Raw genomic sequence first — 11129 nt, forward strand, 5'->3', positions numbered from 1 at the left:
CCAGGCGTGGCGATGCGATAGGCGGCAGAGGCGTGGCCGCCATTCCCGGTCGGTCGCGCAAACGGGGCAACGACGACGACGTGATGCGTTTCGATCTTCTCGCCGGCGCTGCGCTGTGTCTGGCGCTGGCCGTACCGTCCGCGGCGCAGTCGCTTCAGGACCGTGCGGGCGGTGCGCCCGCCTCTGCCCCGGCGGCCGCAGCCAGCACTGCCGACAGCGATCAGGTGCAGTTCAGCGCCGGGGCGCTCGAATATGAGTACAACGCCGATGTCGTGACCGCGACGGGCGAGGTGCGCATGACTCGCGCCGGTGAGCGACTGCGCGCCGAGAAGGTGGTGTGGAACCGCAAGAGCGGAAAGGTGGTCGCGACCGGCAATGTTGCGGTGACCAACCCGCAAGGTGACGTCGCTTACGGCGATTCGATCGAGCTGACCGACACGCTGAAGGACGGCGTGGTCGACAATCTGCTGGTCGTGCTGGAGCAAGGCGGGCGACTGGCGGCGGTGCGCGGCGTGCGCGAGGCGGACGGGACTATGAACCTCGACCGCGCGGTATACTCGCCATGCGCGGTGACCGGATCGGACGGGTGCCCGCGCGAGCCGACGTGGAAGATCACCGCGGTCAAGGTCATCTATCGCCCCGACAAGGAGCGCGTCTATTACGAGGGCGCACGCTTCCACCTGTTCGGACTGACCAGCCCGGCGCTGCCGCGCTTCAGCAATTCGATCGCAGCGAGCAACGACACCGGGCTGCTGACCCCGTCGATCGGGCTGACGCGGCTGAACGGTGCCGAGCTGGTGCTGCCGTTCAATCTCGCGCTCGGCCCCAACCAGTCGCTCGTCCTTGCGCCGCACCTCTTCTCGTCCGAAGTGCCGATGATGGAGGCGCGCTACAGCGGGCTCAACGAGCTGGGCGCCTATTCCATCCGCGGGTTCGCCACGAGCAGCCGGCGGACGCAGAACCTCGCGGACGTCACCACCTCGGACACCGAGCGCGCATTTCGCGGCTATCTGGACGGCGCCGGGCGCTTCCAGTTCGATCCCAATTGGAGCCTGTCGGGCTCGCTGCGGCTGGTGACCGATCGGACCTTCCTGCGCCGTTACGACATTTCGAACGAAGATCGGCTGCGCACGACGTTGGCGCTGGAGCGCGTCGATCCCAACAGCTATCTGTCGATCGCCGGCTGGGCGGTGCAGACGTTGCGCGTCGGCGATCAGCAGGGAATGCAGCCGGTCGCGCTGCCCGAGATCGACTACCGCCGCCGCGTTCCCGATGCGCTGCTCGGCGGGACGTTGCAGATCCAGCTCAACTCGCTGGCGATCGGGCGCAAGGCGGGTCAGGACACACAGCGCGCGTTCGGCAGCGCGCGCTGGGACTGGCGCGGAATTACGGTGCTCGGCCAGGAAGTGACGTTGACCGCGTTCGGTCGCGCCGACGCCTATGACACGCAGAACGTCGCTGCGACTTCGATCGCCAGCTATCGCGGGATCGAAGGTTTCCAGACGCGCGTCATCGGCGCATTGGCGGCGGACGTTCGCTGGCCGTTCGTCGGCGAGCTGTTCGGCGGGTTCCAGCGCTTCACGCCGCGCGTTCAGATCGTCGCCACGCCCAAGACACGCAACATCCAGGTGCCGAACGAGGACGCACGCGCGGTCGACCTCGAGGATTCGAACCTGTTCGCGCTCAATCGCTTCTCCGGTTACGATCGGTGGGAGGATTCGAGCCGCATCACCTATGGCGCGGAATGGGCGCTGGATCTCGACCGCGTCGCCATCTCGGCGAACGTCGGGCAGAGCTATCGCCTGAACGAGCGGCCCAGCATCCTTCCCGATGGCACCGGGCTGTCGGACCGATTCTCCGACATCGTCGGGCGAACCAACATCCGCTTCGGCGAACTGGTGACGCTCACCCACCGATACCGCATTGACAAGGACAATTTCTCGATCCGTCGTAACGAGATCGATGCGACCGTCGGCACGCGCCAGACCTATGCGACGGTCGGCTATCTGCGGCTCAATCGCGACATCGATGTGCTGGAGGATTTGCAGGACCGTGAGGAAGTGCGCGTCGGCGGGCGCGTCGGGATCACCCGCTTCTGGTCGGTATGGGGCTCGGCGATCGTCGACCTCACCAATCGCGCGGAAGACCCGCTGTCGACCTCGGACGGTTTCTCGCCGATCCGCCACCGGCTTGGCGTCGCCTATGAGGACGATTGTCTCAACCTGGGGCTGGCGTGGAAGCGCGATTACCGCAACGTCGGTGACGCGCGCAGCGGCAACAGCTATCTGTTGACGCTTTCCTTGAAGAACCTCGGCCGCTAAGCCTCGGTTCAGTTGTTTTCCGGCACAAGCGCCGTGGCGGCGACAGGCGCACCTCATCGGGATTTCGAGACGCACGTGATGATCAAGACAAAGGGCGCGGCGCTGACCCGCCGGTTGCTGGGGACGATCGTGGCGCTGGGCGTGACGGGTGCGGCCCTGGCCCAGGATGCCGAACCCCGCGACGCGACGGGACTAAATCTACCGAAGGATCTGCAGATTTTCGGCAAGGTCGATCCGAACGTCCGCAAGGCGACCGCCATCGTCAACGAAGCGATCATCACCGGCACCGACGTCGACCAGCGCGTAAATTTCATCGCCGCGGCGAACAATGCCAAGCTGAATGCCGAAGAGCGCGAGAAGCTGCAATTGCAGGTGCTGCGCCAGCTGATCGACGAGACACTGCAGATCCAGCAGGCCAAGGTCGCGGACATCACCGTCACCAAGGCGGAGATCGATCAGGCGTTTGCCGGCGTCGCCCGCAATCTGCAGAAGACGCCCGCGCAATTGACGATCTGGCTGCGTGAGCAGGGGTCGTCGGATCGCTCGCTGCGTCGTCAGATCGAAGGCGAACTGGCGTGGAACCGTTATCTGAGCAAGCGCGTCGAGCCGTTCGTCAACGTCGGCGACGAAGAGGTGAAAGCGATCCTCGACCGGCTGGAGGCCGCAAAGGGCACCGAGGAATATCACCTCAACGAAATCTATCTCGCCGCGACGCCCGATCGCCAGCAGCAGGTGTTCGACAACAGCAAGCAACTGATCGCCGAGATCAGCAAGGGCCAGGCGCCGTTCAGCTATTTCGCGCGCAACTTCTCCGAGGCATCGACGCGCGGCGTCGGCGGTGACCTCGGCTGGGTGCGTGCGGCGCAGCTGCCGGGGCCGCTGGCGGAAACCACACAGACGATGCAGGTCGGGCAGGTCGCCGGGCCGGTTGCTACGCCGGGCGGCTTCTCGATCCTCTATCTGGTCGACAAGCGTCAGGTGCTGACCGCCGATCCGCGTGATGCGCGACTGAGCCTGAAGCAGCTGACGATCAAATTCCCCGCCGGCACCACGCAGGCGCAGGCGACCGAGCGCACGAGCGCCTTCGCCACCGCGATCCAGAAACTGCAAGGCTGCGGCTCGGTGGCGAAGGTCGCCGCGTCGCTGAACGCCGAGGTGGTGGACAATGACGCGATCCGCATCCGCGACCTGCCGCCGCCCTTGCAGGCGATCATGTTGAAACTGCAGGTCGGCCAGGCGACGCCGCCGTTCGGCTCGCCGACCGAGGGTGTCCGCACGCTGGTGATGTGCGGGCGCGACGAGGCGCAGGGCGGGCAGTTGCCGGGCGCGCAGCAGATCCAGAACCAGCTCGAGCAACAGCGCGTGAACCTGCGTGCGCAGCAGGCGCTACGCGACCTGCGTCGCGACGCGGTGATCGACTATCGCTGAGCCGATGGACGGTCCGATCGTCATTTCGATGGGTGATCCCGCGGGGATCGGGCCCGAGACGATCGCCAAGGCATGGGATGCGCGCGTCGAACGGGCACTGCCGCCGTTCGTGGCCGTTGGGGACCGTCGTTCGATCGCGCGCGTCTGGGACGGGCCAGTTGCGGCGGTTTCCGACCTGAACGTGGTCGCGGAGGTTTTCCCGGACGCGCTGCCCGTCCTCACCGTTGAGGACGCTGGCGATATCGTACCGGGGCAGCCCGACGCGGATGGCGCACGCTGCGCGGTGCGTGCGCTGGAGCTTGCGACGGGACTGGTGCGATCGGGCGCGGGGCGCGCGCTGGTGACCGGGCCGGTTTCCAAAGCGCAATTGTATCAGATCGGCTTCACCTATCCGGGCCAGACCGAGTTCGTCGCCGAACGCTGCGGCATTGCGCGCGACAATGCGGTGATGATGCTGGCCGGGCCGGGGCTGCGCGTGGTGCCGATGACCACGCATGTCGCGCTGGCCGAGGTGCCGGGGTTGCTGACGGTCGAGCTGATGCTGGCCAAGGCGCGGGTTACTGCCCGTGCCATGACGCGCAATTTTGGGATCGAGCGCCCGCGGCTCGCCTTCGCTGGGCTCAATCCACATGCCGGCGAGGACGGCGCGCTGGGGCAGGAAGAGATCGAAGTGATGCGCCCGGCCATAGAAATTTTGCGTGAAGAGGGGATCGACGTCCGCGGGCCGCTGGCGGCAGACACGATGTTCCACGCGCGGGCGCGGGCGCTTTATGACGTCGCTTTGTGCCCGTACCACGATCAGGCACTGGTGCCGCTCAAGACCCTGTTCTTCGACGACGGCGTAAACATCACGCTCGGGCTGCCGATCGTCCGCACCTCGCCTGACCACGGCACCGCGTTCGGGATTGCGGGCAAGGGTCTGGCGCATCCCGGTGCGACGATCGCGGCGATCCTGATGGCTGCCGACGCTGCCACCCATCGTGCGCGCGCTGCGAACGCATGACCGCCGCTGACTTGCCGCCGCTGCGCGATGTGATCGCGCGGCATGGTCTGTCGGCGTCGAAGGCGCTGGGGCAGAACTTTCTCTTCGATGCTCAACTGCTGGCGCGGATCGCGCGCATCCCCGGCGACCTGACCGATGCCGAGGTGCTGGAGGTCGGCCCCGGACCGGGCGGGCTGACGCGGGCATTGTTGGCGCAGGGCGCGCGGGTCACGGCGATCGAGCGCGACCGGCGCTGTATTCCGGCGCTGGCCGAACTGGAGGGGGCGTACCCGGGCAAGCTGCGCGTGATCGAGGGCGATGCGACCGAGATCGACGCGCGAGCCTTGTTCGAGGGCGCGCCGCATATCGTTTCCAATCTTCCCTATAATGTCGGGACCGCGCTGCTGATCGGATGGCTGTCCGCCGAATGGTCGCCGTGGTGGACGTCGTTGACGCTGATGTTCCAGCGCGAAGTGGCGGAGCGGATCGTCGCGCCCGTCGGAGGGGATGCGTACGGAAGGCTGGCGGTGCTGGCGCAGTGGCGGTCGACCGCGAAGATCGCGATGCCGGTGCACCGCTCCGCCTTCACGCCGCCGCCCAAGGTGATGTCGGCGGTGGTGCACATCACCCCGACCGACGCGCCGGACGGCGTCGCGCTCGCGGCGCTCGAGCGGGTGACCGCGGCGGCGTTCGGGCAGCGGCGTAAGATGTTGCGCCAGTCGTTGCGCGGCGTGCCCGGCGCGCTCGACGCGCTGGAGGCCGAGGGGATTGAGGCGACCCGGCGAGCGGAGACGGTGAGCGTCGCCGAATTCGTCGCGGTCGCCAGACGGTTGAGCTGACCGGTCAGTCGTCGGACGTCGGCGTCGATCCGGTGGCGGCGGTGGTGGTGTTCGCACCGACCTGCGCGGTCGTGATCGGCGGCCCCTTGGCGATCACCGACGCGAGCGTGGTCGCCTGTGGGCAGGAGCCCTTGCACAGCGAGCGAACCTTGGCGAGGTTCTGACGCGCGCGCTCGACCGCGCCCTTGGCGACCATCGCCTCACCCTGCCCCGCCAACGCGGTGACATCATTGGGTTCAAGCAGCAGCGCCTCGCGATACAGGCGGATCGCCTTGCCCGGCAACCCGCGCGCCTCCGCCACACCGGCCAGCACGACGAACGCCTGACGGTTGCGCGGATCGACCGTCACTGCGGTTTCGAGCAGATCGGTCGCGCCATCGAGATTGCCTGCCGCGCGCGCCGCCTTGCCCTGTTGCAGTAGGGCCATGCTGCGCGCGTCAATCTGGTCGTCAGGCCGCTGCCCGTGGAGCGCGGTGGAGATCGACACCAGCGCCAGCGAGGCGGCCATGGCGATGGCGGTGAAACGCATGAACGGCTCCAGCTTCGACACGATCCGGCCCGGTTAGCATGGCGCCCGCAGCCGTGCGACGAAAAAACCGTCGGTGCCGTCATGCGCGGGGGTCAGGCGGGTGCCGGCGTGATGCGCGCGCCCGAACGGCAGCGCCAGCGGCTCGGCATGCCAGCCGGGATAAGCGGCAAGAAAGGCGTCGACCTGCGCCGCGCCCTCGCCATCGAGCAACGAGCAGACGATGTAGACGAGCGCACCGCCGGGTTTCACGCAGGCCGCACCGATCGACAGGACGTGGCGCTGCGTGTCGATCAGCCGGTCGAGCCGTGCCGGGGTGAGCCGCCAGCGCGCCTCGGGATTGCGGCGCCATGTGCCGGTGCCCGAGCAGGGCGCGTCGATCAGGACGACGTCCGCCTGGACATCGGCCAGCATCTCGGATTCCTGGTTCGGATTCAGCAGCCGGGTTTCGATGATCGTCGCGCCGGCCTTTTCGGCGCGTGGGGCGAGGCGCGAAAGGCGAGTGCGGTCGACGTCGCTGGCGATGATGTGGCCGTCGTTCACCATCTGCGCCGCCATCGCGAGGCTCTTTCCCCCCGCACCGGCGCAGAGATCGAGCACGCTCATCCCCGGCGCGACGGCCGCGGCAAGCGTCACTGCCTGACTGCCCGCGTCCTGAACCTCGAGCGCGCCGGCATGCGCGGCGATGTCGCTGCCCGCGGGAAGGCGACGGGCGAGCGGAAGGCCGGGGATCGGTTCCGCGTTCGGCAGGTCGAGGTCGGCGTGGTCCGGGTGGAGCCGCACGTCGAGCGGGGCACGGTCGATCAGCGCCGCCTGCTCGTCCGCGCCGATCCCAGCCGCGGCAAGCCGCTCCTCCAGCCAGCGCGGGTGTAGGCCCTCGGCGGCCGGGGCTTCGTCGCCGATCGGCGCGGGTCCGTGGGTCGAGCCGTCAAAGGTCGCGGCGAGCGCCGGGTCGGTCGCGGCGAGCGCGAGCATCGCGGCGCGGCCGTCGGCGGGGCGCTCGCCGAGCCGGCGGATCGCGGCGTAGACCAGCTCGCGCACCGCGCGACGATCCTTGGACCCGGCATAGCGGCGCTGCGTGAAGTAGCGGGAAATCAGCGTGTCCGCGGCGGCGCCGCCCTCGCGCGCGGCGGTGACGATCGCGTCGAGCAGGTCGATCGCGGCTTGCGTGCGGGCGGCGGGGGTCATTGCGGCACTTTCGGGGTAAGAGGCGGTTGGGCGCGAATGTTGCGAATGTTGAGACGCTGGCGGGGTGGAACGGGGGAAGCTACCGGGGCCAGAATGGCTAGTTGTTGACCGGTTTGCCTGCCTCTACCGTTGTCGTCACCCCGGCGCAGGCCGGGGTCCAGTTGGGAGACGCTCCGCGGTGACCACAGTCGTGCCGATGCTGGGCCCCGGCCTTCGCCGGGGTGACGGTGGATGGGAACTTCGGTCGCGCGAACGTCAACACGCCGGCGCGACGTCGACCGCGTGTTCGCCCGCCGAAGCCCAAGAAGAAGAAGCGGGATCCCGGCTTTCGCCGGGATGACGGATCTTGCGGTCTGAGCGGGTACTTCGACCGACAGTGACAGCGGAAAGACCTTGGCTAACGTCATCCCCCGCTTCTGCCAGACCCGCGCCGCGTAGGACAGCGGCGCGCGCCTTGGCCTATCAGCGGGTCGGATAGTTGGGTGCCTCGCGGGTGATCGTCACGTCATGAACGTGGCTTTCCTTGAGCCCCGCGCCGGTGATCTGAACAAATTGCGCGCGCGCCTGAAGATCCTTGATCGTCGCCGAGCCGGTATAGCCCATCGCCGCCTTGATACCGCCGACGAGCTGATGGATCACGTCGCGCGCCGGGCCCTTGTACGGCACCTGCCCTTCGATCCCTTCTGGCACCAGCTTGAGCTGGTCGCGGACCTCGCCCTGGAAGTAGCGGTCCGCCGAGCCGCGGCCCATCGCGCCGACACTGCCCATGCCGCGGTAGGATTTGTACGCACGCCCTTGATAAAGGAAGGTTTCGCCCGGTGCTTCCTCGGTACCGGCGAGCAAGGATCCGACCATGCACGTCCCTGCCCCGGCCGCGAGCGCCTTGGCGAGATCGCCCGAGGTGCGCAGGCCGCCATCGGCGATCACCGGCACGCCGGCCTTGGCGGCGGCCTCGGCGCAGTCCATCACCGCAGTCAGCTGCGGAACGCCAACGCCGGCGACGACGCGGGTGGTGCAGATCGAGCCCGGGCCGATCCCGACCTTGATCCCGTCCGCGCCCGCGTCGATCAGCGCGCGCGTCGCCTCTCCGGTTGCGACATTACCGGCGACGACCTGCACCGCGTTCGACAGCTTCTTGACGCGCTCGACCGCGCGCGCGACCTCGCTGTTGTGGCCGTGCGCGGTGTCGATGACGATCAGGTCGCATTCGGCGTCGACCAGCGCCTCGGTGCGACCGAAGCCCTTGTCACCGACGGTCGTGGCGGCGGCGACGCGCAGGCGGCCGGCGGCGTCCTTCGTCGCCTCGGGATACATGACCGCCTTCTCGATGTCCTTGACGGTGATGAGCCCGACGCAGCGATAGGCGTCGTCGACGACCAGCAGCTTCTCGATGCGACGCTGGTGGAGCAGGCGGCGCGCCTCCTCCTTCGCCACGCCGGTCGAGACGGTGACGAGATTCTCGCGCGTCATCAGCTCGGCGACCGGCTGGTTGGGGTTCTCGGCGAAACGCACGTCGCGGTTGGTGAGGATGCCGACCAGCTTGCCGTCGCTCTCCACCACCGGGATGCCGCTGATGCGGTGCGCGGCCATCAGCGCCTGCGCCTGCGCCAGCGTCGCCTGCGGCGCGATCGTGATCGGGTTGACGACCATACCGCTTTCGAAGCGCTTGACCTGCCGCACCGCCGCGACCTGTTCGTCGACGGTCAGGTTGCGGTGGAGCACGCCCATCCCGCCGAGCTGCGCCATGACGATCGCCATGTCGGCCTCGGTGACCGTATCCATCGCCGAGGACAGCACGGGGATGTTGAGCGAGATGCCGCGTGTCACCTGCGTCCGCGTATCGGCCTCTCCGGGGAGCACGCTCGACTCCGCCGGCACGAGCAGCACGTCGTCGAAGGTAAGGCCGAGGCGGATGTTCATGGAACGCCGAATCCTGTGGGGTGAGGAAGTGGCGCGCCATGTAACCGCGATGCGGCAAAATCGCTAGGGGGGAGTGACCCGGCTCCCGAAGCGCTCGTCATTGCGAGCGTAGCGAAGCAATCCAGGGCCACAGCCCGGACGCTCTGGATTGCTTCGCTCCGCTCGCAATGACGGTCGCGCGTCAGGCGTCGGCCTTTACCGCCTTGGGCGCGGCCTCGCGGACGCCCTGGTCGACGTGCTCGGCGAATTGCGCGAAATTGTCGTTGAACAGGTCGACCAGCTTCGCCGCGGTCGCGTCATAGTCGGCCTTGTCGGCCCAGGTCGCGCGCGGATCGAGGATCGCGCTGTCGACTCCGGGCACCGCGACCGGCACCTTGAAGCCGAAGTTCGGATCGGTGCGGAACTCGACGTCGTTCAGGCTGCCGTCGAGCGCGGCGTCGAGCAGCGCGCGCGTCGCCTTGATCGGCATCCGGTGCCCGGTGCCATACTTGCCGCCGGTCCAGCCGGTGTTGACCAGCCAGCAATCCACCCCGCCCTTCGCGATCCGCTCCTTGAGCAGATTGCCATAGACCGACGGATGGCGCGGCATGAACGGCGCGCCGAAGCAGGTCGAGAAGGTCGCATCGGGCTCGGTCACACCGATCTCCGTACCCGCGACGCGCGCGGTATAGCCCGACAGGAAGTGGTACATCGCCTGATCGGGGGTCAGCTTCGCGATCGGCGGCAGGATGCCGTACGCATCCGCGGTCAGCATCACGATGCTGCGCGGGGTGCCGCCCATATTCTCTTCCGACGCGTTCGGGATGAAATCGATCGGATAGGCGCCGCGGCTGTTCTCGGCGAGGCTGTTGTCATCAAGGTCGAGCTGGCGCGTCACCTCGTCCATCACGACGTTTTCGAGCACGGTGCCGAACCGCTTGGTGGTGGCGAAAATCTCGGGCTCCGCATCCTCGGACAGCCGGATCATCTTGGCATAGCAGCCGCCCTCAAAATTGAAGACCGCGTCGTCGGACCAGCCGTGTTCGTCGTCCCCGATCAGCGTGCGCTTCGGATCGGCCGACAGCGTCGTCTTGCCGGTGCCCGACAGGCCGAAGAACACCGCGGTGCGCCCGTCCGCGCCCATGTTCGCCGAGCAGTGCATCGGCATCACGCCGGTCGGCGGGAGCAGATAGTTGAGGATGCCGAACACCGACTTCTTCATTTCGCCGGCATAGCGCGTGCCGCCGATCAGGATCAGCTTCTCCGTCATGTTGACCGCGATCACCGTCTCGCTGCGGCAGCCGTGGCGCGCGGGATCGGCGCGGAAGCTGGGGAGGTCGATGATCGTGTAATCCGGGACGAAGCCCTTGAGGTCCTTCTCCTCGGGGCGGACCAGCATCGTGCGGATGAACAGATTGTGCCACGCCAGCTCGTTGATGACGCGGACGCGGACCCGGTGCGACGGCTGCGAGCCGCCGAACAGGTCCTGGACGAACAGGTCGCTCTTGGTGCCGAGCGCGGTCAGGAAGTCGGCCTTGAGCGCGGCGAAATGCGCCGGGTCCATCGCCTTGTTCGACTTGCCCCACCAGACGGTCGAGTCGGTCTCGGCATCGCGGACGATGAACTTGTCCTGCGCCGAGCGGCCGGTGTGCGCGCCGGTCTCCACGACCAGCGGGCCGTCGGCGGACAGCTTGCCCTCGCCGCGTGCGACCGCGGCTTCGGTCAGGCGCGCGGTGACGAGGTTCCAGTGCAAAGTGGCGCGGGTTTCGATGCCCTGCGTCTCAAGCCCGGCGTCGGGAATGCGATGGCTCAAAGGTCCGTCCTCCAAAGTGCGCCTTCATGGGCGCGTTCGATGACGGCGAAATACGCCGGTCGAGCGTCCGCGTCAAACATGTTAAACAAACGGTGGCGGCGATGTCGTTGCTGTTGAGCACCGCAGCGCTTTG

8 protein-coding genes are annotated in these 11129 nt (G+C 67.8%); 4 read left to right on the plus strand and 4 right to left on the minus strand.

All coding sequences use genetic code 11. The annotated features are described in order from the left end of the window. Positions 1 to 83: 83 nt before the first annotated feature. From SPHPH_RS0106420 to rsmA, 4 genes are all read left to right on the plus strand, one after another. Positions 84 to 2321 (plus strand): LPS-assembly protein LptD, encoded by a 2238-nt coding sequence (locus tag SPHPH_RS0106420; protein WP_202900642.1) that lies wholly within the window; start codon positions 84 to 86, stop codon positions 2319 to 2321. A gap of 78 nt (positions 2322 to 2399) precedes the next feature. After that, a complete protein-coding gene (locus SPHPH_RS0106425; RefSeq protein ID WP_028965950.1) occupies positions 2400 to 3749 on the plus strand; it encodes a peptidylprolyl isomerase in 1350 nt (449 codons plus the stop codon). A gap of 4 nt (positions 3750 to 3753) precedes the next feature. Then, the gene (gene pdxA, locus SPHPH_RS0106430; protein WP_028965951.1) at positions 3754 to 4752 is read left to right on the plus strand and encodes a 4-hydroxythreonine-4-phosphate dehydrogenase PdxA; all 999 of its coding nucleotides are present in this window, start codon (positions 3754 to 3756) and stop codon (positions 4750 to 4752) included. Further along, complete coding sequence (rsmA, locus tag SPHPH_RS0106435) at positions 4749 to 5570, plus strand: 16S rRNA (adenine(1518)-N(6)/adenine(1519)-N(6))-dimethyltransferase RsmA (protein ID WP_028965952.1); 822 nt, start codon at positions 4749 to 4751, stop codon at positions 5568 to 5570. Before pdxA ends, rsmA begins: the two co-directional genes overlap by 4 nt. Positions 5571 to 5574: 4 nt before the next feature. Here the strand turns inward: rsmA and SPHPH_RS0106440 are convergent, their stop codons facing one another. The 4 genes from SPHPH_RS0106440 to SPHPH_RS0106455 all read right to left on the minus strand — a co-directional run bounded on the left by SPHPH_RS0106440 (position 5575) and on the right by SPHPH_RS0106455 (position 10996). Continuing rightward, positions 5575 to 6099, minus strand: coding sequence for a tetratricopeptide repeat protein (locus SPHPH_RS0106440; RefSeq protein WP_028965953.1), 525 nt, complete (start codon positions 6097 to 6099; stop codon positions 5575 to 5577). Between the two features lie 33 nt (positions 6100 to 6132). Continuing rightward, positions 6133 to 7284 carry an RsmB/NOP family class I SAM-dependent RNA methyltransferase gene (locus SPHPH_RS0106445; RefSeq protein WP_028965954.1) on the minus strand — a complete coding sequence of 384 codons (1152 nt, stop codon included), beginning with the start codon at positions 7282 to 7284 and terminating at the stop codon, positions 6133 to 6135. A 462-nt stretch (positions 7285 to 7746) separates the two neighbouring features. Then, positions 7747 to 9204 carry an IMP dehydrogenase gene (gene guaB, locus SPHPH_RS0106450; RefSeq protein ID WP_028965955.1) on the minus strand — a complete coding sequence of 486 codons (1458 nt, stop codon included), beginning with the start codon at positions 9202 to 9204 and terminating at the stop codon, positions 7747 to 7749. Between the two features lie 181 nt (positions 9205 to 9385). Continuing rightward, positions 9386 to 10996, minus strand: coding sequence for a phosphoenolpyruvate carboxykinase (locus SPHPH_RS0106455; RefSeq protein ID WP_028965956.1), 1611 nt, complete (start codon positions 10994 to 10996; stop codon positions 9386 to 9388). Positions 10997 to 11129 lie beyond the last annotated feature (133 nt).

Origin of the sequence: Sphingomonas phyllosphaerae FA2, from assembly GCF_000427645.1 — a bacterium.
Lineage (GTDB): Bacteria > Pseudomonadota > Alphaproteobacteria > Sphingomonadales > Sphingomonadaceae > Sphingomonas > Sphingomonas phyllosphaerae.

Bases quoted from the DNA above. Each gene is read 5' to 3' on its own strand.
- SPHPH_RS0106420 (WP_202900642.1), top strand. From the start codon at position 84: ATGCGTTTCGATCTTCTCGCCGGCGCTGCGCTGTGTCTGGCGCTGGCC.
- SPHPH_RS0106425 (WP_028965950.1), top strand. From the start codon at position 2,400: ATGATCAAGACAAAGGGCGCGGCGCTGACCCGCCGGTTGCTGGGGACG.
- pdxA (WP_028965951.1), top strand. From the start codon at position 3,754: ATGGACGGTCCGATCGTCATTTCGATGGGTGATCCCGCGGGGATCGGG.
- rsmA (WP_028965952.1), top strand. From the start codon at position 4,749: ATGACCGCCGCTGACTTGCCGCCGCTGCGCGATGTGATCGCGCGGCAT.
- SPHPH_RS0106440 (WP_028965953.1), bottom strand. From the start codon at position 6,099: ATGCGTTTCACCGCCATCGCCATGGCCGCCTCGCTGGCGCTGGTGTCG.
- SPHPH_RS0106445 (WP_028965954.1), bottom strand. From the start codon at position 7,284: ATGACCCCCGCCGCCCGCACGCAAGCCGCGATCGACCTGCTCGACGCG.
- guaB (WP_028965955.1), bottom strand. From the start codon at position 9,204: ATGAACATCCGCCTCGGCCTTACCTTCGACGACGTGCTGCTCGTGCCG.